Annotated in this window: 18 protein-coding genes; 9 read left to right on the forward strand and 9 right to left on the reverse strand. The window is 66.4% G+C overall.

Translation table 11 applies throughout. The features are described from left to right. Positions 1-68: 68 nt before the first annotated feature. Positions 69-2,171: an ATP-dependent DNA helicase RecG gene (gene recG, locus HL666_RS18280; RefSeq protein WP_172182834.1), complete on the reverse strand. Its 2,103-nt coding sequence runs from the start codon at positions 2,169-2,171 to the stop codon at positions 69-71. Between the two features lie 198 nt (positions 2,172-2,369). On the opposite strand from recG, the gene HL666_RS18285 reads away from it, so the two are divergent. The 3 genes from HL666_RS18285 (at position 2,370) to HL666_RS18295 (ending at position 7,382) form a co-directional block, all read left to right on the forward strand. Next, positions 2,370-2,657: a succinate dehydrogenase assembly factor 2 gene (locus HL666_RS18285; protein ID WP_172108982.1), complete on the forward strand. Its 288-nt coding sequence runs from the start codon at positions 2,370-2,372 to the stop codon at positions 2,655-2,657. Next, on the forward strand, positions 2,657-6,172 hold the full coding sequence (gene mfd / locus HL666_RS18290; RefSeq protein WP_172182836.1) for a transcription-repair coupling factor: 3,516 nt from the start codon (positions 2,657-2,659) through the stop codon (positions 6,170-6,172). Before HL666_RS18285 ends, mfd begins: the two co-directional genes overlap by 1 nt. 499 nt (positions 6,173-6,671) lie before the next feature. Further along, positions 6,672-7,382, forward strand: a complete 711-nt coding sequence (locus HL666_RS18295) for a hypothetical protein (protein WP_172182838.1) — start codon at positions 6,672-6,674, stop codon at positions 7,380-7,382. Between the two features lie 42 nt (positions 7,383-7,424). Here HL666_RS18295 and HL666_RS18300 read toward each other — a convergent pair whose 3' ends face one another. The 3 genes from HL666_RS18300 to HL666_RS18310 form a co-directional block, all read right to left on the reverse strand. Further along, positions 7,425-8,657: a GGDEF domain-containing protein gene (locus HL666_RS18300; protein WP_172182840.1), complete on the reverse strand. Its 1,233-nt coding sequence runs from the start codon at positions 8,655-8,657 to the stop codon at positions 7,425-7,427. 113 nt (positions 8,658-8,770) lie between these two features. Continuing rightward, positions 8,771-10,279, reverse strand: a complete 1,509-nt coding sequence (locus HL666_RS18305) for an AMP-binding protein (RefSeq protein ID WP_172182842.1) — start codon at positions 10,277-10,279, stop codon at positions 8,771-8,773. Positions 10,280-10,330: 51 nt separating this feature from the next. Then, positions 10,331-12,157: an extracellular solute-binding protein gene (locus HL666_RS18310; protein ID WP_172183244.1), complete on the reverse strand. Its 1,827-nt coding sequence runs from the start codon at positions 12,155-12,157 to the stop codon at positions 10,331-10,333. Positions 12,158-12,418: 261 nt separating this feature from the next. Here HL666_RS18310 and HL666_RS18315 point away from each other — a divergent pair, with 261 nt between their 5' ends. Beyond that, positions 12,419-13,198: an invasion associated locus B family protein gene (locus tag HL666_RS18315; protein WP_172108972.1), complete on the forward strand. Its 780-nt coding sequence runs from the start codon at positions 12,419-12,421 to the stop codon at positions 13,196-13,198. Positions 13,199-13,341: 143 nt separating this feature from the next. Here the strand turns inward: HL666_RS18315 and hspQ are convergent, their stop codons facing one another. After that, entirely contained in the window at positions 13,342-13,674 is a 333-nt protein-coding gene (gene hspQ, locus HL666_RS18320) for a heat shock protein HspQ (protein WP_172108970.1), read from the reverse strand. 130 nt (positions 13,675-13,804) lie between these two features. Between hspQ and HL666_RS18325 the strand changes: the two genes are divergently transcribed. Continuing rightward, positions 13,805-14,758, forward strand: coding sequence for an AEC family transporter (locus HL666_RS18325; protein ID WP_172108968.1), 954 nt, complete (start codon positions 13,805-13,807; stop codon positions 14,756-14,758). 7 nt (positions 14,759-14,765) lie between these two features. Here the strand turns inward: HL666_RS18325 and HL666_RS18330 are convergent, their stop codons facing one another. Further along, on the reverse strand, positions 14,766-15,965 hold the full coding sequence (locus HL666_RS18330; RefSeq protein ID WP_172182844.1) for a UbiH/UbiF family hydroxylase: 1,200 nt from the start codon (positions 15,963-15,965) through the stop codon (positions 14,766-14,768). A 117-nt stretch (positions 15,966-16,082) separates the two neighbouring features. Here HL666_RS18330 and pcsA point away from each other — a divergent pair, with 117 nt between their 5' ends. From pcsA to HL666_RS18345, 3 genes are all read left to right on the forward strand, one after another. After that, positions 16,083-16,817 carry a phosphatidylcholine synthase gene (gene pcsA, locus HL666_RS18335; RefSeq protein WP_172108964.1) on the forward strand — a complete coding sequence of 245 codons (735 nt, stop codon included), beginning with the start codon at positions 16,083-16,085 and terminating at the stop codon, positions 16,815-16,817. Beyond that, positions 16,814-17,542, forward strand: coding sequence for a TerC family protein (locus HL666_RS18340; protein WP_172108962.1), 729 nt, complete (start codon positions 16,814-16,816; stop codon positions 17,540-17,542). Before pcsA ends, HL666_RS18340 begins: the two co-directional genes overlap by 4 nt. A gap of 169 nt (positions 17,543-17,711) precedes the next feature. Further along, positions 17,712-18,686: a quinone oxidoreductase family protein gene (locus tag HL666_RS18345; protein ID WP_172182847.1), complete on the forward strand. Its 975-nt coding sequence runs from the start codon at positions 17,712-17,714 to the stop codon at positions 18,684-18,686. 7 nt (positions 18,687-18,693) lie between these two features. On the opposite strand, the gene HL666_RS18350 is transcribed toward HL666_RS18345, so the two are convergent. Further along, positions 18,694-19,446: a YkgJ family cysteine cluster protein gene (locus tag HL666_RS18350; RefSeq protein ID WP_172182849.1), complete on the reverse strand. Its 753-nt coding sequence runs from the start codon at positions 19,444-19,446 to the stop codon at positions 18,694-18,696. 119 nt (positions 19,447-19,565) lie between these two features. Then, the gene (locus HL666_RS18355) at positions 19,566-19,847 is read right to left on the reverse strand and encodes a hypothetical protein (protein WP_172182851.1); all 282 of its coding nucleotides are present in this window, start codon (positions 19,845-19,847) and stop codon (positions 19,566-19,568) included. A 245-nt stretch (positions 19,848-20,092) separates the two neighbouring features. On the opposite strand from HL666_RS18355, the gene HL666_RS18360 reads away from it, so the two are divergent. Next, the gene (locus tag HL666_RS18360) at positions 20,093-21,079 is read left to right on the forward strand and encodes an LLM class flavin-dependent oxidoreductase (RefSeq protein WP_172182853.1); all 987 of its coding nucleotides are present in this window, start codon (positions 20,093-20,095) and stop codon (positions 21,077-21,079) included. Positions 21,080-21,111: 32 nt separating this feature from the next. Here HL666_RS18360 and HL666_RS18365 read toward each other — a convergent pair whose 3' ends face one another. Next, positions 21,112-22,308 carry an acetylornithine transaminase gene (locus HL666_RS18365; protein ID WP_172108947.1) on the reverse strand — a complete coding sequence of 399 codons (1,197 nt, stop codon included), beginning with the start codon at positions 22,306-22,308 and terminating at the stop codon, positions 21,112-21,114. Positions 22,309-22,501: the final 193 nt, after the last annotated feature.

Raw genomic sequence — 22,501 nt, forward strand, 5'->3', positions numbered from 1 at the left:
ACTTTCTCGCGGCAGTCGCACTCGGCTCAACCCGCCTCTGGGCCAAGGCTTATGAGTCCACGCCCTAATCATCCCGCCGTCAGCAGCGGGATCGCCTCGTCGCGTTCGTAGAGATACAGCAGGCAGCGCAGCGCGTCGCTGCGCGGGCCCTTCAGCTTGGGATCTTCTTTCAGGATGCGCAGCGCCTCGTCGCGGGCCTGGGTGATCAACTGGGCATGCACCTCGGGGCGGGCGATCCGATAGCCGGGCAGGCCGCTCTGGCGGATGCCGAGCACGTCGCCTTCGCCGCGCAGCTTGAGGTCCTCCTCGGCGATGCGGAAGCCGTCGGTGGTCTCGCGGATGACGGCGAGCCGCGCCTTCGACATCGGCCCCAGCGGCTCGTGATAGAGCAGGATGCAGGTCGAGGCCTCCGCGCCGCGGCCGATGCGGCCGCGCAGCTGGTGCAGCTGGGCCAGGCCGAAGCGCTCGGCGTTCTCGATCACCATGATGCTCGCCGCGGGCACGTCGACGCCGACCTCGACGACCGTCGTGGCCACGAGCAGCCGCAGCTCATGCGCCGCGAAGCGGTTCATGACCTCGTCCTTCTCGCTGCCTTTCATCTTGCCGTGGACCAGGCCGACGCGCTCGCCGAAGCGCTCGCGCAGGCTCTCGTAGCGGTCGGTGGCGTTGGTCAGATGATCAATGCCCTCGGCCTCGGATTCCTCGACCAGCGGGCAGATCCAGTACACCAGCTTGCCGGCGTCGAGCGCGCGGCCGACGGCGTCGATGACCTCTGTGCGGCGAGTGTCGGCGACGGCGCGGGTGTCGATCGGCTGGCGGCCGGCAGGCTTCTCGCGCAGCTCGGAAATGTCCATGTCGCCGAAATAGGTCAGCACCAGCGTCCGCGGGATCGGCGTTGCCGACAGCACCAGCACGTCGACGGCCTCGCCTTTCGACGTCAGCGCCAGCCGTTCGCGCACGCCGAAGCGGTGCTGCTCGTCGACGATGGCAAGCGCCAGCGACGTGAAGACGACGTCGTCCTGGATCAGCGCGTGCGTGCCGATCAGCAGGTCGATCTCGCGGGCTTCGAGCCGGGCGAGGATGTCGCGGCGTTCCTTGCCCTTCTCGCGTCCCGTGAGAATGGCGATGGTCATGCCGGCGCGCTCGGCCAGCGGCGTGATGGTCTTGGCGTGCTGGCGCGCCAAAATCTCGGTCGGCGCCATCAGCGCGGCCTGCTTGCCGGCTTCGGCCACGGCGGCCGCCGCGAGCAGCGCCACGACCGTCTTGCCGGAGCCGACGTCGCCCTGCAGCAGCCTGAGCATGCGCACCGGCTTTTCGAGATCGGCCGCAATGGCGTCCATCGCCAGGCCTTGCGAGTTCGTCAACGCATAGGGCAGGGCGTCGATGATCCTGCGGCGCAGGTGGCCGTCCCCGGCATGGCGGTTGCCCGCGGGGCGGCGCAATTGCGCCCGCACCAGCGCCAGCGCCAATTGGCCGGCGAGCAGCTCGTCGAAGGCGAGCCGCGACCAGAACGGATTTTCGGGCAGGATGTCCGTCAGCTCCTGCGGAACATGCACCCGATGCAGCGCGTCCTTCAGCGACGGGAAGCGGCAGCGCCGGAGCACCTCGGGGCTGATCCATTCCGGCAAATCGGGCAGCTTCGTCAGCGCCAATGCGATCGCGCGCCGCAGGGAGCCCAGGGCGAGGCCTTCGGTCAGCGGATAGACCGGGTCGATCCCGGACAGCTTGGCAAACCCCGCTTCATCGAGGATGCGGTCGGGATGCACGATCTGCGGAATGCCGTCATACAGCTGCACCGTGCCGGAGACGTAGCGCTTGGCGCCCACCGGCAGGATCTTCTCGATGTAGTCGCCCTTGGGACGGAAGAAGGTGAGGACGACGTCGCCGGTCTCGTCGCTGGCATAGACCAGATAGGGCGCGCGGGCGTTGCGCGACGGGCGGTGGCGGTCGACCGTCACCTCCAGCGTCACCACGGTTCCGACCTCGGCGTCGCGCACCTTCGGCCGGTTGCGGCGGTCGATGACGCTGGCCGGCAGGTGCAGCAAGAGGTCGACGACGCGCGGCGTCTCGCTGCAGCTGAGCAGATAGCGCAGCAGCTTGTCCTGCTTCGGCCCGACTCCCGACAGGGTGGTGACCGGCGCGAACAGGGGATTGAGGACGCTTGGGCGCATGGACCGAACACTTAAAGCCGTTTGACGGTCGGAATAGCCGTGAATTCCGAGACATCCACCTCTTTTTTCGCCGGTTTCCGGCGAAGCCGGCATGCCGGTTCTGCGGCGGGGAGGGCTGACATAAGCCCCGCGCACCGCTATATCGAGCCGCGCCCGGCACAGTCCGGGCTTTCGGCGTTGTACTGCAGGGATACCGCGATGACAGGGACCACCCGATCGAGCCAAGGCCTCGACGACCGCCGCAAGCGGCTCTTGTTCCGTTGCTGGCATCGCGGCACCCGTGAGATGGATCTGATCCTCGGGCGCTTTGCGGACGCCGAGATCGGCACGCTCAGCGAGAGCGAACTGGCCGAACTGGAGCAGCTCCTGGAGGTCCCAGACCCGGATTTCTATGCTGCCATCACCGGCGCCCGGCCGTTGCCGCCGGAGCAGACGCCGGCACTGTTCGCGCGCATCAAGGCGTTCCGCGCGGTGGACGCCGACTGATGAAGAGCCCGGTCAAGTCGCCTGCCGAGCACCTCGCGCCGGGGCGCGCGCTTACGCTCGCCAATGTCGCCGAGGGCGCCGAAGGCCTCGTCGTCTCCGATCTGGCGCGTGCGATCGCCGCCCGGCCGAAGCCGCCGGCGGTCAGCCTTGCCGTGGTCTGCCGCGACGGCAATCGGATGCAGCAGCTGGCGCGGGCGCTCGATTTCTTCGCGCCGGATCTGCCGGTGATGCAGTTCCCAGCTTGGGACTGCCAGCCCTATGACCGCGTCTCGCCGCATGGCGGCATCCTGGCCCAGCGCGTGACCACGCTCGCCCGGCTGTCGCGCCTCGCCGGCAGCGACAAGCCGCTGATCGTGCTGACCACGGTCAATGCCATCGTTCAGCGCGTGCCGTCGCGTGACACCATGGCGGGGCAGGCGCTGTCAGTCGCGCCGGGCCATGTCGTGCCGATGGATTCCGTCGTCGCGTGGCTGGAGCACAATGGCTATGTCCGGGCCTCCACCGTGCGCGAGAGCGGCGAATATGCCGTGCGCGGCGGCATCCTCGATCTGTTTCCCGCCGGGCTCGATCAGCCCGTCCGGTTCGACTATTTCGGCGACAGCCTGGAATCGATCCGCACCTTCGACGCCGAGACGCAGCGCACCCTGCTCGACATGCGTTCGCTCGATCTCGTGCCGGTCTCGGAATTCCAGCTGGTCACCGACACCATCCGCCGTTTCCGCATGGGCTATGTCGCCGAGTTCGGCGCGCCGGAACGTGACGACGCGCTGTATGAGGCGGTCAGCGAAGGCCGCCGCTATCCCGGCATGGAGCACTGGCTGCCGCTGTTCCACGACAGGATGGAGACATTGTTCGACTATCTGCCGAACACGCCCATCGTGATCGAGCCGCAGGGCGAGGACGCCGCGCGCGAGCGCTTCAAGCAGATCATCGACTATTACGACGCGCGCCGCGAGGCGATGGAGCATCCCGGCGGCGGCGCGATCTACAAGCCGCTGACGGTCGACCGTCTCTATCTGACGTCGACGGAGTGGGCTGAGAGGCTCGCCGCCGTGCCACTGGCGCGGGTGACGCCGTTCGCCGTGCCCGAGGGCGCCGGTGTCGTCGACATCGGCGCGCGGGCCGGCCGCAACTTCGCGCCCGAGCGCAACGACGCCTCGGTCAACGTGTTCGAGGCCGTGGTCGCGCATGTGCAGGCGCTGCAATCGGTGCGCAAGAAGGTGGTGATCGCGCTGTGGAGCGAAGGCTCGCGCGATCGCATGGCCAGCATGCTGAAGGATCACAAGCTGATCCACGTCACCAGCGTCAACACCTGGCGCGTCGTGCAGGCGACGCCGCGCAACGAGACCATGCTTGCGCTGCTCGGGCTGGAATCCGGCTTCGAGACTGACCAGATCGCGGTGATCTCCGAGCAGGACATTCTCGGCGACCGCCTGGTGCGGCCGCGCCGGGCCAGCCGCAAGCTCGACAATTTCATCTCGGAGGTGACGAGCCTCGCCATCGGCGACATCGTCGTGCACGTCGATCACGGCATCGGCCGCTTCGTGGGCCTGCAGACGCTGGAGGTCGCCGGCGCGCCGCATGACTGTCTCGAGCTGCGTTATGCCGGCGAGACCAAGCTGTATCTGCCGGTCGAGAACATCGAGCTGTTGTCGCGCTACGGCTCCGATCAGACGAATGTCGAGCTCGACAAGCTCGGCGGCTCGGGCTGGCAGACCCGCAAGGCCAAGCTGAAGAACCGGATCCGCGAGATGGCCGGCGAGCTGATCAAGATCGCCGCCGAGCGCATGCTGCACGAGGCGCCGAAACTGCCGGTGCAGGCCGGCCTCTATGACGAGTTCTGCGCCCGCTTCCCCTATGACGAGACCGAGGATCAGCTCGCTGCGATCCAGGCGACGCTCGCCGATCTCGAAGCGGGCCGGCCGATGGACCGGCTGGTCTGCGGCGACGTCGGCTTCGGCAAGACCGAGGTGGCGCTACGCGCCGCCTTTGCCGTCGCGCTCGACGGCAAGCAGGTCGCCGTCGTCGTGCCGACCACCTTGCTCGCGCGCCAGCATGCAAAGACGTTTGCTGAGCGCTTCAAGGGCTTTCCGGTCAACGTCGCGCAGGCCTCGCGCCTCGTCTCGACCAAGGAGCTCAATCAGGTCAAGAAGGGCCTCGCCGACGGCTCGGTCGACATCGTCGTCGGCACCCACGCGCTGCTCGGCAAGGCGATCAAGTTCCGCGATCTCGGCCTCGTCATCGTCGACGAGGAGCAGCATTTCGGCGTCAGCCACAAGGAGCGGCTGAAGCAGCTGCGCGCCGAGGTGCATGTGCTGACCCTGTCGGCAACGCCGATCCCGCGCACCTTGCAGCTCGCTCTCACCGGCGTGCGCGAGTTGTCGATCATCGCCTCGCCGCCAGTCGATCGGCTCGCCGTTCGCACCTTCGTCGCGCCGCACGACCCCGTGATGATCCGCGAGGCCCTGCTGCGTGAACGCTATCGCGGCGGTCAGGCGTTCTACGTCGTGCCGCGTATCGACGATCTCGCCGAGGTCAAGGAGTTCCTCGACAAGACCGTGCCGGAGATGAAGGTCGCCGTCGCGCACGGCCAGATGGCGCCGACCGTGATCGAGGACATCATCGGGGCGTTCTACGACGGCAAGTTCGACATCCTGCTGTCGACCACGATCGTCGAATCCGGCCTCGACATTCCCCGCGCCAACACGCTGATCGTGCACCGCGCCGACATGTTCGGCCTCGCCCAGCTCTATCAGCTGCGCGGCCGCGTCGGCCGCTCCAAGCTGCGCGCTTATGCGCTGTTCACCCTGCCGTCGACGCACAAGATCAGCCCACTGGCCGAAAAGCGCCTGGGCGTGCTGCAGTCGCTGGAGACGCTGGGGGCCGGCTTCCAGCTCGCCAGCCACGACCTCGACATCCGCGGTGCCGGCAATCTGCTGGGCGACGAACAGTCCGGCCACATCAGGGAGGTCGGCTTCGAGCTCTATCAGTCGATGCTGGAGGAGGCGATCGAGAACCTCAAGGCGGGGATCACCGAGCCGACAGTCGACCGCTGGTCGCCGCAGATCACCATCGGCATGCCCGTGCTGATCCCCGAAGACTACGTCTCCGACCTCTCCGTGCGGCTGTCGCTGTACCGAAGGCTTGCCGATCTCGAGACCGACGAGGAGATCGAGAATTTTGCGGCCGAGCTGCGCGACCGCTTCGGCAAGCTGCCGGACGAGACGCGCTATCTGTTCAAGGTCGCCGCGATCAAGAACTACTGCCGCCGCGCCAATGTCGAGAAGGTCGACGCCGGCCCGAAGGGCGCCGTCATCGCCTTCCGCGACAACAGCTTCGCCTATCCCGAGCGCCTGGTGGCCTTCATCAAGCGCCACGGCCAGGCCGCCAAGGTGCGCCCCGACATGAAGGTGGTGTTCCTGCAGGTCTGGGAGACGCCGGAGGAGCGGCTGGCAGGGACCACGGATATCCTGAAGGAGCTGGCTGAGCTCGCGGAGAAGAAGAAGGCGGCATGAGGCGCCGCCGGGTGAGCATCATCGAAGTTGCCAGCCGAAATGTAGCGCGAAGCTCGCGATGAGAAACACCGAGACGATTGCAACGACGCTGACCCAATCGGTCTCGTCGCGGGATTGCCGGTTGTGCATGATGCCTGCTCCGCCTCGTCAGATGCCCTGAGCGATTGGCGGATTTCAGCAGACGAGTGGGGCGAATGCGCGCTCTCAAGATGTACGCGGTTGGCTGAGACCGTGATCAATTCAACCAACGTCATTGCGGGCGCAGCCATCAATGAGCTGCGGTACGGGGGGCAAAGCGGCCGCCGTCAGGCGGCAGCGTGCCCACCGTCGCGCGTCGCGTCGTGCCGTCAGATGGCGGGCACGGCGCCATCTGATGGCTCGCATGCGGCAAGACCTTGCATGCGCCTTTGCCCGCCCTACGCAGCACAACGGCTCGACAATTCGGATCAACCTTGTCTATCGTGAACCTGGGTAATCCCTGCACAGCTTGAGCGATGAGATGCTGTCTCTCGTCAAAGAACTCATGGCGTTCCTTGTGAGCACGGTCGAACAGCAGGACCTCGCGGTGAGAGGGACCGTCGTGGAAGGCAGAAGGACACGCCGCCTCATCATCGAACTTTGCCGTGGCCCCGAGATCAGGCTAGAGGCGGAGTTCGGCTTTCACATCCAAAAACGCGGCGCGCTGCTCGTGACGTGGACGACGTGGTTTCGCTGGCCGAAGCCTGAGGAGATGCTTCGCGACCTCCGGCCGCCGTCGCCCTATGATGGTCCCGACGTGCCCGAGATCCGCAAGGCGCGAACCCAGCTGTATCCGATCGCTGTGCTACGGGTCGTAAATGATCACAAATCCAATCATGTATATTTTTTTCCTCCGGAGGCTGACGCCATCCGTTGTCATCTCGTAGACGTCGTCGATACCCTGCTGCAAAAGGTCTTGCCGGACTTTCAGCCATACTGCGACGTCGACATATTCAGCCGGGCGGCAACGGAGCCCATGGCAAAATCCCGGCTTGAAATGAGGGAGATCGTTGTCGCAGCAATCCTGGCTGCAGCTGGCAAGCGCCGCGAGTTTGAAGCTTGGCGCGAGGCCTGCAGAAACGGCTTTGTCGGACCGGGTCGGCGAAACGCGACAGGAACCCAGGCCTCTGCCGTCGCATATCAGGAGAAATACATGCTGGCGCTGGAAAACCGTCTGCTTGACTCGGACTAACGCGAGATCACCGCCGGGAATTCATCCGGCGGCTGCCCCGCCTCACGACGCCGCGCGCTGCGCCTCGCCATAGGCGCGGGCCAGCAGCGTGCGCGCCGTGTCATTGGGCTGCAACGCGGCGACGGTGATCGACGGCTCAGTGCGGGTGTCACGCTTGCCGTGCGAGGTGTGGCGCATCACGCTGGAGAGGCGGCGGGCGATGGCGTGGGCCGAGCGCAGGTCGGTCTCGGCGAACACGACGACGACGGAGCCGTTGTCCTCGTGGGTGCCGAAATCCATCCGCCGCATCAGGCGGCTGATGATGCGGGCGCCGTCATATTGCGCGCGCGGATTGACCGGATCGAAGGCGAAGCGGGCGACCGCCAGGCTGCCGCCGCTCTTCTGGGTCTGGCTGACGGCGGTGGCGAAGTCGCGGGCAAAGGCATTACGGGTGAGCAGGCCGGTCTGAGGATCGAGCATGCCGCCGGCTTCGATCGCGCGCAGCGTGCGGTTGAGGCGGGCTTCGAAGGCGTGCTGCCGGATCAGCGGCAGAGCGTGGGCCGCAATGCGCTGCGGGTCGCCGGCGATGATCTCGAGATTGGCGAGTTCCTGCAGCGGCGCCGGCTGGTTGGCGGTGACGACGACGCCGAGATTGCGGAAGCGGGTGTCCTCGGCGAGCACGGCAAGGAACGCATCGACCACGCGCGGCGAAAAGCCTTCGCCGAGCACGATGCCGTCGATGTCGCGGCTCGACAGGTGCTTGGCGGCGGCCTCGATGCTGAGCGCGCCGACCACGGCCATGCGCTCGCCGAGCGCGACCGACAGCCCGGGAAGCGATCCGCCGCGGCCGAGCAGCAGCACGGTCGCGTCATTGAGCGGATCGGTGTCGGGCAGCGTCGCTTCCGGCGTCCTCTTTTCGTCGAGGCGGCGCAGCACCGTGGTGTGCAGGGTGCGGACGCGCAGCGCGGCGCGCAGCCGCGCCAGCAGCCGCTCATGATTGTCGCTGCCGTGCAGGGGAATGGCATTGTCGGGCAGGGCGGTGTCGCCCGGCTCGATCGCGATCATCGGGATGTAGGGTTTGCGTGCGTTCACATGGCGCGACAGCGCGGCGATGTCAGACGCGTCAGAGCCCTCCATCACGGCGAGAACGGCGGCAGGTTGAACCCGCGCAATCGCGCTAGTCGCATCGGCCCAGCGGGCTTCCGTCGTCGGGAGAATTTGCGCCGCCGCGAGGGCCGCCGTCAGCGAAGGCCGCGTGGACTTGGAGACGATGAGAAGCGGGCCTTGTTGGGACATCCAGGGAACTCAGGATACGCTGACGACACTGTCGCGATCCTAGGTCTCTCCCGTTAACGCGGCGTCAACACTGTTCCGAACACGTGCGCTCCGCATTCGCCCGGACGGCAGCTTCAGCCGCCCGAACTTGCACGGTCGCGAAACGCCTCGACCATCAGCGGATTGAGTCCGAGTTCCGCGAGCGCTTCCCGTGCGCGCGCATTGTCCATCGCGCGGCCCGCGAGACGGTGACCGCTGAGACGGTCGGGCAGAGCGGTCAGCAGCGCGCCCTGGCCGAGCCGCCGCGACCATTCGTGCAGGTCCTGCGCAAGGAAGCGGTAGCCGCCAACGGCCATCACGCCGGCCGGCGGCGCCGTGATCGAGATCGTGTCCTGGGCGCGGTCGAGGCGCACGGCGTATTCGGTGTCGACGTAGTCGCGCGGCGCTGCCGGCATCAGCGAGTCGCTCGGCGGCGGCGGTGGCGCGTAGGCCGCGAGCACGACCATCGGCCCCCGCAGTCCGAGCGTGCCCTTCGGCGTCACCAGGACCTCGCCGGCGATCGACGAGCCCGGCTGTTCGCGCGGCGCGCCCTGGCGGCCCGGCTTGACCGGCCCGGGACTGCCATCGGCCGCGGTGCGGCGCACGGCGAACAACCCGGCTTCGCCGAACAGATAGACGTCGGTCATCTCGATGTCGCGCGTCTTCCACGATGCGCTCGACGCGACCTGCTCGGGCGCGCGCCACATGCCGAGCACGTAACGCAGGTTCGGCAGCCGCGAGGCGAGGTCGCCCTCGTCGAGACGCAACGCGAGTTGGGCCGGCGCGATCAGCGTATCGCAGGCGAACTCCGCGAGCTGCTGTTCCAGCGCGTCGGCGTCGAACGGGTGGTGCAGCGCAAGGGTGCCGCCGGACAACAGCCATGTCACGACCGTGGCGGCAAGGCCGGCGAATGACGACGGCAGGAAGGCCGACATCATGTTCACGCCCTGCGGTAGATCGCTCTCGAGCGAGATGGCGAGTCCGCCGGCGATCAGGCTCAGATGGGTGCGCGGGACGGCGCGGAAGCCGTCGGCGGTCACGTCGAACGAGACGATCGCGGCCTTGCGGCCGTCCGGCATGAGCCCGCGCGTCGAGCGCGAGGGTTTTGCGATCGACTGGTCCAGCGAATACATCCCCTCGGGCAGGTCGGAGCCGAAGCCGCAGACGTGGCGGATCGAGAATGCCTCCGCCGCCGCGTTCATCGCGAGATCGGAATGGATCACGCCGTCGATCTTCGACATCGTGACGATGGCGCGGGCGCTGGTGCGGTTCAGCGCCGCCACGAGCTCCGACTGACGCCACAGCAGTGGGAACACCGCGACGACGAGGCCGGCGCGATGCGCCGCCAGCACCGTCAGCACGAATTCGATCGTGTTGGGCAGTTGGACCGCGATCACCGAATGAGCGGGCAGGCCGGCGTCGATGAAGTGCGCCGCCAACGCCGAGATCACGCGATCGGCTTCGGCATAGGTCAGGCGCATCGGCGGCCGCCCGGTGACGCGCTGCTTGTTGATCGGATCGACCAGCGCAACCGCATCCGGCTTGCGCGCCAGGATGCGTTGAAACAACGCGTCGAGCGTCGGCGACGTATTGGCCTGATTCACCTGTTGCCCCGTACTTTCACGGACCCGGTCACGACCAACTGCCCCGGTTGGTCATTTCGATGCCGGCTCCGGCCGCTGCCACCAGCTCTCCGGGAGCGCTCCCGTCAAAGCTGTCCTCTTGGGCCGTTCTATACGATTCCACCGAGCGATCCATTCCTCGGCGGCATTGAGCACTGGAATAGCGTAGAACCCGGCCATCAGGGTACGGTCCAATGCGCGAACGGTCGAGATAAATTCCGTCCTGTCGCGGGCCCGCAACAGCGCGGCGATCATGGCATCGATGGCGGGATCCTTGGCACCCATGTAGTTCCGGGTTCCGGTCCGGTCCGCCGCCTCGCTGCCCCAGTAGAAGGCCTGCTCGTTGCCCGGCGACAGCGACTGGTCCCAGCGGTTCTGGATCATGTCGAACTCGAAGCTCAGGCGACGCTGGTCGAACTGCACGGGATCGACCACCCGGATCGATGCGTCGATGCCGGCGCGCTTGAGACTGCCGGCATAGGCCAGCGCGATGCGCTCCTGATCGCGCGTCGTGACCAGGATTTCGAACGCGAGTGGTGCCTGCGTGGTCCGGTGCCGCAGCACCGTCCCGTCGAGATGGTAGCCGGCCTCGGCAAGCAGATCGAGCGCGGCCTTCAGCGCATTGCGATCGCGCCCCGAGCCGTCGGTCACCGGCAGGCGATAGCTGCCATCCATGATGTCGACAGGGATTTGCGCCGTGAACGGCCTCAGCAGCGCGCGCTCGGTCGCATCCGCTGCGCGGCCATAGGCCGACAGCTCGGAGCCTGCAAAATAGCCGCCGCTGCGACGGTACAGGCCGAAGAAGTAGTTGCGGTTGATCCATTCGAAATCGAACAGCAAGGTCAGGGCACGGCGCACCCTGATGTCGGCGAACACCGCGCGCCTGGTGTTGAACACCAGGAACTGCGACGGCTGCGGCATGCCCGAGGTGAAGCTGTCGCGGACGACCTCGCCATTGCGTGCCGCCGGGAAGTCGTAGCCGTCGTGCCAGCGCAGCGGTTCGGTCTCGACGCGGAAGTCGTAGAGCCCGCGTTTGAAAGCTTCGAACTGGCCATTGGCCTCGCGATAATAATCGAGCCTGATCTCGTCGAAGTTCCACAATCCGCGGTTGACCGGCAGGTCGCGGCCCCAATAGTCGGGATTGCGGGTCAGGGTGACGCTCGCTCCCGGCCGCACCGCGGTGACACGGTAGGGTCCGGACCCCAGCGGCGGCGCCATCGTGGTGTCCTCGAAGGTCGCGACGTCGACGGCATGCTTCGGCAGGATCGGCATCAGCCCGAGGATCAGCGGCAGCTCGCGATCCTCCATGCCGCCGAAATCGAACCGGATCGTCAGCGGATCGAGCACCTCGGTCCTGGCGACCTTGCCGTAGAACTGCCGGTGGTTGGGACGGCCATGGTCGCGCAACAGCGCCAAGGAGAACGCCACGTCTTCGGCCAGCACCGGGCGGCCGTCCGAGAACCGCGCGCGGGAGTCGAGATGGAACGTGACATAGGTCCGGCGGTCGTCGGTCTCGACACTACGAGCCAGCAGCCCATACAGCGTGAAAGCCTCGTCATTTCCGCGGGTGAGCAGACTTTCCACTACATGGCCGCGGATTTGCTGCACCGCAGCGCCGCGAACGATGAACGGATTCAGGCTGTCGAACGTGCCGAGCAGGCCCCACACGAGGCGGCCGCCTTTGGGGGCGGCCGGATTCACGTAGGGCATATGGTCGAAATCGGCCGGCAGGGCCGGATCGCCGTGCATCGCGATTGCGGCGGTATCGGCGGCGTTTGCGCGGCCAGTGTAGATCGGCTGCAACAGCGCCAGGATCACGCCGCTCCATCCCGCCGCGGCGCGCAACATGCGCTGCAGCATCAGCATCGGGGTGCAAGCATTTGATTCGGAACGGGCCACGAAGGGCTTTTACCACAGGCTCGCCCGCGCTAGACCGCGGCTTCGACATGGTCTCGCGGCATTGATTCTTCCGCGCACCGCGTTATGAAAGCGGGCGATTAAGCAGGGGCGGCAACGCCTGTCACTTAACCGCCTCATTTCCTGAGGAGACAGCCGCTTCAACGGCTTGGTGTGGCGCCTTTGGCGGTCTCGGGCGCTGCCGTTCAGAAAGGGTTTTCCGCAATGAATTTCCGTGACTTGGCCTCGTCGGTTGGGCCGCGTGGGCGGCTCGTCGCCCTGCTGGCGGTCACCGCGCTGGCCGTTTCCTTTGCTTCTGCTGCGCAAGCTCAGGCGCCTGCTGCACCGAAGGCGAAGGCTCCGGCTGCCGCTCCCAAAGCTCCCGCTCCTGCCGCCCAGGCCCCTGCCAGTCCCCCGGCCGGCGGCCAGCCGCAGCAGGCCCAGCAGGAGATGCCGCAGCTGATCTACGCGCCCTGGACCAAGTTCTGCCTCAAGGGGCAGGACGCCAACGCCAAGCAGGTCTGCTTCATCGGCAAGGACGGCCGCATCGAGTCCGGTCAACCGGTGGTGGCGGCCGTGATCATCGAGCCGGAAGGCGAGCCGAAGAAGATCCTGCGCGTGACCCTGCCGCTCGGCATGCAACTGCAGCCCGGCACCCGCATCGTGGTCGACAACAACCAGCCGCTGCAGAGCGGCTACGTCATCTGCTTCCAGAACGGCTGCATGTCGGACTACGAAGCGACCCCGGATTTTGTGGCCAGCCTGAAGAAGGGCCAGAACCTGTTCGTCCAGGCCATCAACTCCAACGGCACCGCGCTGACGCTGCCCTTGCCGCTGCAGGAAGGCGGCAGCAGCTTCGCCAAGGCCTATGACGGCCCGCCGACCGATCCGAAGGAGTTCGAAAAGACCCAGCAGAAGCTGCAGGAAGAGCTGCAAAAGCGCGCCGAGGAGCAGCGCAAGAAGCTGGAGCAGACCCAAGGCGGTCAGCCGCAGGCGAAGCAATAGCGCCGGCAACGCCCGAGACATTCACGAAGCAAAAGGCGCCCCGAAAGGAGCGCCTTTTTTGTCAGTCGCTGTGTTGTTGGCGATCAGATCAAGCCCGCCTCAGGTACGGCTGGCGGCAAGCGCGAGACGGGCGGCAGCCGCCGTCAGTTCAATAGCGGGTTGCGCGGACGGTAGCCGCCGGACTTGTCCTTGATGAAGATCTCTGCAACCTGGGAGTGCCGGATCGGTTCACCCGTGTCGTCGGGAACGAGGTTCTGCTCGGAGACGTAGGCGACGTATTCGGACTCGGCGTTCTCGGCCAGCAGATGGTAGAACGGCTGGTCCTTGTGCGGCCGGACTTCCTCGGGGATCGAGAGCCACCATTCCTCGGTGTTGTTGAACTCGGGGTCGATGTCGAAGATCACGCCCCGGAACGAGAACACTCGATGCCGGACGATCTGGCCGATCTGAAACTTGGCAGTTCGCGCTTTGATCATTCTAGTCGAATAGACCAGGATTGAGGCCGATGCTAGTGCCCCGGCCGCGGATTTAATCTAGACATCGGCGATTCGCGCCGTGCCGCGACCTCCTGCATTCCGGGCCCGCTTCGGGTCATCTGCAAAACCGATGTTCGACATTCTCAACCTGGCCCTGCCGTATTTCGGGGTCGTTTTCATAGGCTTCGCCTGCGGTAAATGGAAAGGGCTGCCCGAGGCCGGGCTGTCCTGGATGAACTTCTTCCTGCTCTACGTGTCGCTGCCGGCCCTGATGTTCAACCTCATCGCCCGCACGCCGTTTGCGGAGCTGAGCAACCCTCCCTTCCTGGTTGCAACGACGCTTGCGACGATGCTCACCTTCACCCTGGCGCTGCTGCTCGGCAAGGTGATCGGGCGCCTGTCCCTGCGCGAAGCGACCATGGCCGGGCTCGCGGGCGGCTATGGCAACATCGGCTACATGGGGCCGGGCCTTGCGCTGTCGGTGCTCGGGGCCAAGGCGGCGGCGCCGACGGCGCTGATCTTCTGCTGCGACAGCATCTTCCTCTTTTCGATCGTGCCGCTGCTGGTGGAACTCACCGAGCGCGATCACGCCTCGCTGGCGCATGCCTTGCGCACCGTGTTGCGTCAGATCGTGCAGAACCCGTTGATCATGGCGACCGCGGCCGGCATCCTGGCGGCTGCGCTCCAGCTCCATCCCCCGACCGTCGTCGATCGCACCCTGCAGTTCCTGCAGAACGCCGCAGCGCCAACCGCTTTGTTCGCGCTCGGCGTCACCGTGGCGCTGCGGCCGTTCGAGCGGCTGCCCTGGGAGGTGCCGGTCCTGACCGTGGTGAAGCTCGTGATCCACCCGCTGATCTCGTTCGGACTGATGCTGCTGTTCGGACCGTTCGCGCAGCCCTGGGCGGCGACGGCGGTGCTGATGGCGGCGCTGCCGCCAGCGCTCAACGTGTTCGTGATCGCGCGTCAGCACGACAGCTGGATCGAGCCGGCCTCATCAGCGGTGCTGATCGGCACCTTCGCGTCCGTGGTCACACTCACCAGCGTGATGTGGCTGATCCAGAGTGGCCGGCTCGTGTTCCCGTGACATCCGGTCAGCCCGCCTTGCGCGTCATACGCCAGGAGGGCGCCAGGCCTTCACGCATCGCCAGCCGCCGCAGGGGGCCGAAGCCGCCGATCAGGTGCATGCCGACGGCGCGCAGCGATTGCATCGGCAGGAGGTCGCTGAGCAGCGAGCGATTGGCCATGTCGATCGCGAAGGTGCGGCTGAGAATGTCGGCGCGACGGGCCGCGCCGTAGCGGGCGATGACCTGGGAAGCGCCGAGATCCTCGCCGGCGGCCTTGGCCTTCTGCACGACGGCAGCAATGTCGATGCCGTCGCGCAGGCCGAGATTCAGTCCCTGCGCGCCGATCGGCGGCACCACGTGCGCTGCCTCGCCGATCAGGGCGACGCGGTTCTGGGCGTAGCGCTGCGGCCGCTCGATCGCGAGCGGGAACACGTGGCGGCCGGGCTCGACACGGACGCGGCCGAAGATCGAATGCGATTGCCGCTCGGCGGCGGCGGACAGCGCGTCATCATCGAGAGCGAACAGCCGCTCGGCTTCCTTCGGCGCGGCGACCCAGACGACGCTGCAGCGGTCGCCGGGCAGCGGCACGAACACGCATGGTCCCTGCGGCGTATGGAATTCCGTCGACACGCCGTGATGGGGACGCGCGTGGGTGATGTTGAACGTCAGCGCCGATTGCTGCAGCGTCCGGCGGCTGACACCGATGCCGGCGGCCTCGCGGCACAACGAATGCCGGCCATCGGCGCCGACGACGAGCTGGGCGGTCAGCACCCGGCCGGATGCGCTGGTGACCGTGACGGCATCGGCGCCGCTGTGGACGCTCTCCGCATCCTCGGCGATCCGCACCAATCCCTCGATCTCGCCGGCGCGCTTCTCCAGCGCCTCGACCAGCACGGCATTGGCGACGTTGTAGCCGAACAGTTCGAGCCCGATCTCGTCGGCGTCGAAGCGCACCTCGGGAGCCCGGATCAACCGGCCGGTGTCGTCGACCAGGCGCATCGTCTTCAGGCCGGCGGCGCGGTCGCGGCAGGCTGCCCAAACGCCAAGCTGATCGAGGAAGTCGACCGAGCCGCCGAGCAGGGCCGTGGTGCGATTATCGGCATACGGCGCCTTGCGAGCCACGAGCGCCGTCCGGGCGCCGGTCTGCGACAGGGCGATGGCGGCGGCGAGCCCCGCGGGGCCGCCGCCGACGACGATGACATCGAAGCTGGTGTCTGCGTGGGTCATGCCGGAACATTTGACGTTCCTTCCGGCATTTTCAAGTGTGATCCGCACGCCTGCGCGGCGCATCGTCGCAATCGCCGATATGCAATTCACTTCGATTCCTGATAGCACTGGACCGGAATGGATCAGCTCAGACCAGACAGCATCGCATCTGCCACGCCGCTGCGCCGCGCCGCTGCGTTCTCGGTGCACGTCTTCACGGCGCTCGGCGCCGGGGTCGCGCTGCTGGCGATGCTCGAGGCGGTGCGCGAGCATTGGGCCGCGATGTTCTGGTGGCTCGGGGTCGCACTGGTCATCGACGGCATCGACGGGCCGCTGGCGCGCTGGCTCGACGTCCTCAACGTGCAGCCGGACTGGTCCGGCGACGTGCTCGATCTCGTGGTGGACTTCACGACCTACGTCTTCGTGCCGGCCTATGCGATCACCGCGAGCGGCATGTTGTTGCCGCTGGCCGCGCCGGTGATCGGCATCGGCATCGCCGTGACCGGCGCGCTGTACTTCGCCGACCGCCGCATGAAGAGCGACGACAACCACTTCCGCGGCTTTCCCGGCCTGTGGAACATTGCAGCGTTCTATCTGTTCATGCTGCACCCGACGCCGCTGCTGGCGACGCTCGGCCTCGCGATCCTGATCGCGCTGACCTTCGTCCCGTTTCACGTCATCCATCCAGTCCGTGTCCAGCGGCTGCGCTGGCTGACGCTGCCGCTCGTCGCGCTCTGGGGTGTGCTCGTCATTCACGTGCTCCGCCAGAATTTTGCCGTGGGCCCGATCGTCACAGCGCTGCTGTGCGCCATCGGCCTCTACATCGTCGCGAGCGACTCCGCGATCCGCCTGTTGAGATCCTTGAAATCATGATCGACCTTCTGACAAGTCCCGAAGCCTGGGCCGCGCTGCTGACCCTGACGGCGCTCGAAATCGTTCTCGGCATCGACAACGTCATCTTCCTGTCGGTGATCACCTCGCGCATCCCCGAGCCGCAGTCGACGCGCGCCCGGCAGATCGGACTGGCGCTGGCGCTGATCTTCCGCATCATGCTGCTCAGCGTGCTGGTCTGGTTGATCGGGCTGACCCAGCCGGTGTTCTCGGTCGGCAAGCTCGGCTTCTCCTGGCGCGACATCATCCTGATCGCCGGCGGCCTGTTCCTGATCGCCAAGGCGACGCATGAGATTCACGCCGAGGTCGAGGCCCGCGAGGAGGATGGGCCGCAGGCCGGCGGCGGCGGCAGCAGCTTCTTCTGGGTGATCCTGCAGATCATCGTCATCGATCTCGTGTTCTCGCTGGACTCCATCATCACCGCGATCGGCATGGCGCAGGATCTGGAGATCATGATCGCCGCCGTGATCATTGCCGTGATCATCATGTACGTCTCATCCGGGCCGGTCGCGCGCTTCGTCGCCAACCATCCGACCACCAAGATGCTGGCACTCGCCTTCTTGGTGCTGATCGGTGTCGCGCTGGTGGCGGACGGTTTCGAGTTCCACATTCCGCGCGGCTACATCTACTTCGCAATCGTGTTTGCGCTGGCGGTCGAAGCCTTCAACGTGATGGCCTCGCGCAACCGCAGGAAGCGCGCGGGCTGAATTGTTGACAAGACCGTCGTGATCGCCTTGGCTTTTGCCAGGCCGCGCTTGCGGGAGTGACCCGCTCGTCCGGCGAAACCGGATGTCTGCCGAGAATCAGATAAGCGTCCGGATGTGTTGGATCGGATCGTCCGATCCGGTCACACAGGTTCTGCAGGGAGGGGCCCCGATGGCCAAGGCGGTGCGCGTGCACAAGGTGGGAGGGCCGGAGGCGCTCGTCTATGAGCCGGTCGAAATCGCCGCGCCCGGACCCGGCGAGGTCCGTATCCGCCAGCACGCGATCGGCCTGAACTTCATCGACGTGTACTATCGCACCGGCCTGTACAAGGCGCCGGGGCTGCCGTTCATCGCCGGCAACGAGGCTGCCGGCGAGGTGATCGCGGTCGGGCCTGGCGTCACCCATTTTCATCCCGGCGACCGCGTGGCCTACTACGAGAATCTCGGTGGCTACGCTACCGAGCGCAACATCGGCTGGCAGCGCCTCGTCAAGCTGCCCGACCACATCACCTATGAGCAGGGCGCCGTGCTGATGCTCAAGGGGCTGACGGTGTGGTACCTGCTGCACAAGACGTTCAAGGTCGAGGCGCATCACCGCGTGTTGATTCACGCGGCCGCCGGCGGCATCGGCCTGCTGGCCTGCCAGTGGGCGCGGGCGCTCGGGGCGCATGTCATCGGCACCGTCGGCTCGAAGGCCAAGGCCGACCTCGCGCTCGCCAATGGCTGCGACCACGTCATCATCTACAGCGAAGAGGACTTCGTCGCGCGTGTGAAGCAGATCAGTCGCGGCGAGCTGTGCGACGTGGTTTATGACGGCGTCGGCAAGTCGACCTTCCCAGGCTCGCTGTCATGCCTGAAGCCGCGCGGCCTGTTCGTGAGCTTCGGCAACGCCTCGGGCCCGGTGCCGCCGTTCTCGATCGCCGAGTTGAACAGTCACGGCTCGCTGTTTGCGACCCGGCCGAAGCTCAACGACTATGTCGGCAAGCGCTCGGAACTGCTCGAAGGCGCCGACACGCTGTTCTCGGCCGTGATCAGCGGCAAGCTGCATGTTCCGATCAATCACGCCTATGCGCTGAAGGATGCGGGCCGGGCGCACGCCGATCTCGAAAGCCGCGCCACCACCGGAGCCTCGATCCTCAAGCCGTGACGGTTCGCTAGCTTTGATCGTCGGCTTTTGCCGCGCGATCGGCGGCGCGACTCCACAGCATCGCGTTGCTCTGGCCCGTCTTGGCTTGCTCGATCCTGGCAGGCGCCAGACTGTCCTGCCCCTCGAGCCAGGCACGCTCGCGCTGCGGATCATCCAGCGCCAGCGCGAGCCCCTGGTTCAACTCGTACAGGTCGGCGGCGAGACCGGACTCCGCGAGCGCCGACATCAGCGCGTCCTGGATCAGTCCCCGCAGTGCGACATGAGGCCCAGAGATCGGGACCTCGACATCGCGTCCAGCCACCGCCTGGGTGCAGGCGCGCCGATCGAAGGATGCGTGCCCGCGGCAGGCAAGGGGACGGGCAGGATGGATGATGCAGGCGCCGCGCACCACGAAGGGGCAGGGCTGGCGCAGCTTCATCCGCTCGGTCTCGCCCATGCCACGCGTCGCCCGGTTGGCGAGCTTGACCCGGCGCGACAGCAGGCCGAGCGCCGTCGACGGCATCCGCTGGTCGATCTGGCGGATGTAGCGGGCGAGCAGAAATATCTCGGGTGCAGTTGCCGTGACACGGAGCGCGCAGCACGAGGGACAGCCCTTCTCGCAGGCGAGCGCCGGCAGATGCGCCGACTGGGCGCCGATATTGGCCTCGAACAAATCGAAGGCCTGATCGGTGAGGCTCTCGACGGTCGCGCTTGAGCCGGGCCAGTCGGCGAGCAGGGCGCGGAAACTCTGTTGCAACTCTCTGAACACCGATTGCGCCACTGCCGTTCTCCTGCGCAGCCCGTGACATCACGATCGACCGCGGCGGACCCGGCCCACCGCGGTCGACGGGGATGAGGCAGAGAGGACGCTCACGGCCTCATCCAAACGGAGGCGAGATGTCAGGCTGCGACATCCTTCAGGATCGCGTCGAAGCAGGGGCGCGGGATGCGGAAGAAGCCACGGCCGCCCGCGAAGGTCTGGTAGTGCGGACGAGCCATATCGAGCAGCCGCTCGTACCATTGGTCGGCGGTCAGGCCGGCCGGCTTCTCGCCAATGGAGTTGATGGCCGAGTTCGGGAAGAAGCGGACATGGATCAACACCTCTTCCGTCGCGGCCGCGGCGGCGATGTGGCTCCTGGTGTCTTCCACGGGCAGCACCCGAGCCAGATTGTCTTTCGCCATTCGTGCGTCTCCTTGTGTCGTGCCGACCTCGTTGTCGGCGGAATGAACATCAGCTTGGTTCCGGCAAGCCTTGCCCCCTCCGAGCTGATCACATCCCGTGCAACGCTATATCCATACAAATATAGCGTATGTCATCGGATCGCAGGCGTCTGGCCCCGACAGCATCGTTGCTCACGGGACGCGTTGTCTTTGATCCAGGTCAATCGACTGGAAAGGGCGGGGCAATGCCGATAGATTTCGACATCATGACCACCCATCTCCGCATCGGCATCTTCTGCCCCTACGACAATCACGGTGACAGCCATCACGCGGCTATTCAGGCTGAAACCGACCTGGTGCTCAAAGCCGAGGCACTCGGGTTCGACGAGGCCTGGATCTCCGAACATCATTTCGATGCCGGCAGTTCGAGTCCCTCGATCTTCGCGCTGCTCGGCTTTCTCGCGGCCCGCACGACGCGCATTCGTCTCGGCACTGCAGCCGTGCTGCTGCCGTTTCGCCCTCCGATCGAAGTCGCCGAGGACATTGCCACCATCGACATTCTCAGCGGCGGCCGGCTCGATTTCGGCATCGCACGAGGCGGACCGTTCCCGGAGCAGAACCGGAATTTCGCTGTCTCGTCCGATGAAGCGCGGCCGCGGATGCTGGAGGCGCTGCATCTGATCCAGCGTCTCCTGACGGAGGATGAGGTGTCGCATCGGGGCAGTTACTACCACGTCGATCGCCTGTGGCTGACGCCACGGCCGCTGCAGCGGCCGATCCCGACCTGGATTGCATCGGCCAGCGAAGCCGCGCTCGACGACGCAGCCACGCATGGCCACGGACTGATGGCCGGCCTGACCTCGACGCTCGACGACATCAAGCGGATGCTGCGGAGCTATCGGGAGCGCAACACGGGGGCAGACGCGCGGCTCGTGGTATCGCGGTTCTATTGCAGCGCGCCGACCCGGGAGGCCGCGATCGCCGAGGCGGCGCCGTTCCTGCAGCAGTTCTTCGATCGTAGGCGGCAGGTGTCCGCGGGGCCTCGTGCATGGGTGTCGCCGACCAGCATCGAGGGCTTCCTCGCACGGTCCCTGATCGGCAGCCATGACGAGGTCCGGTCCAAGCTGGCAGAGCTCGCGAACGCCGGGCCGCGCAGCGTGCTGCTGCTCCCGACCAGCATCGACGCCGGCCGGCGCTGTGACCTGCTTGCAACGTTCCGGACGCACATCTTGGCCGGCCGGCCCGGCGCATAGACATCGCGCCGGCCCTGGCACGACCTCAGCCGCTACGCAACGCAGCGCGCGGCGCCAACCTTGGTAAGGAGGCCATCCAGCACGTCGATCATCGCTGCGATCTCGTCCCGGGTCACGTTGAGTGCCGGCATGAAGCGCAGCGTGTCGGGCCGAGGCGCATTCAAGAGCAGGCCTAGCTCGAAGGCGTGCGCCACCAGCGCTGGTGCGATCGGTCTGACGACATCGAGTGCGAGCAGGAGCCCGCGTCCGCGCACATCGCCGAGCCCGTGCCGCGCCGAGATGCGTTGCAGCTCGCTCTCGAGATAGATCCCGTTGTCCACGACGGCTTTGAGAAACTCCGGCTTCTCGACGAGATCGAGCACCGCAAGCCCGGCCGCACACATCAGCGGATTGCCGTTGAACGTGCCGCCCTGATCGCCATGTTCGAAGCACGCAGCCTCGTCCGTTGCCAGCAGGGCCGCGAGCGGCACACCGCCGCCGATGCCCTTGCCGAGCGTCATGATATCGGGGAGGACGTCGGCATGCTCATAGCCGAACAGCTTTCCAGTCCGTCCCATGCCGGTCTGGATCTCGTCGACGATCAGCAGCAGTCCGTGCCTGGTCGTCAGCGCCTGCAATTGCTGCAGGAACTTGTCCGTCGCGGGCCATACGCCAGCCTCGCCCTGGATCGGCTCCAGCATGATCGCAACCGTGTTGCCCGAGATCAGCGCCTCGACCGAGGCGATGTCGTTCAGCCGCGCCTTGGGAAAGCCCTGCACCTTGGGCTCGAACAAGGGCTCGAACGCTTTCTTGCCGGAAGCCGACATCGTCGCCAGCGTGCGGCCGTGGAAGCCGCCTTCGAAGGTGATGATCTCGTAGGCGCCGTTCTTGCGCAGTGTGCCGTATTTGCGCGCCAGTTTGATGGCGCCTTCATTGGCTTCGGCTCCGGAGTTGGTGAAGAACACCTGGTCGAAGCAGGAGCGATCGACCAGCGCCTTGGCGAGCTTCAGGCTGGTGTCGTTGAAATAGGCCGGGCTCGGCGTGATCAGCCGCGTAGCCTGGTCGGCGAGCGCTTGGGCCAGTTCGGGCGGCGCATGGCCGAGCGAGTTCACGGCCCAGCCCTGGATGAAATCCAGATAGCGCTTGCCGCTGTCGTCCCACAGCCAGGAGCCCTTGCCCTGGACGAAGACCGTGCGCGGACGCGCCGTGATGTCCATCAGAGCCTCATAAGGATGGGGGGCGGTCAGCATGTTCAATCTCCTATGCTCAGGGGGGAAACCACGGGCCGAAAAGCGAGAAGGCCGCTCCTTTGCGGGAGCGGCCTTCTCGAAAACCTGAAGCTGATGAGTTGGTCGATCAGCAACGTCTTCGGACATGGCGCGCCCCGGCATCGTCACGGCGGTGACGACGGCAAACGACGGCGCGGCGGTTGGTCCGGTTGAA

This window comes from Bradyrhizobium aeschynomenes (assembly GCF_013178945.1).
In the GTDB taxonomy this organism is placed as follows: Bacteria; Pseudomonadota; Alphaproteobacteria; order Rhizobiales; family Xanthobacteraceae; genus Bradyrhizobium; species Bradyrhizobium aeschynomenes.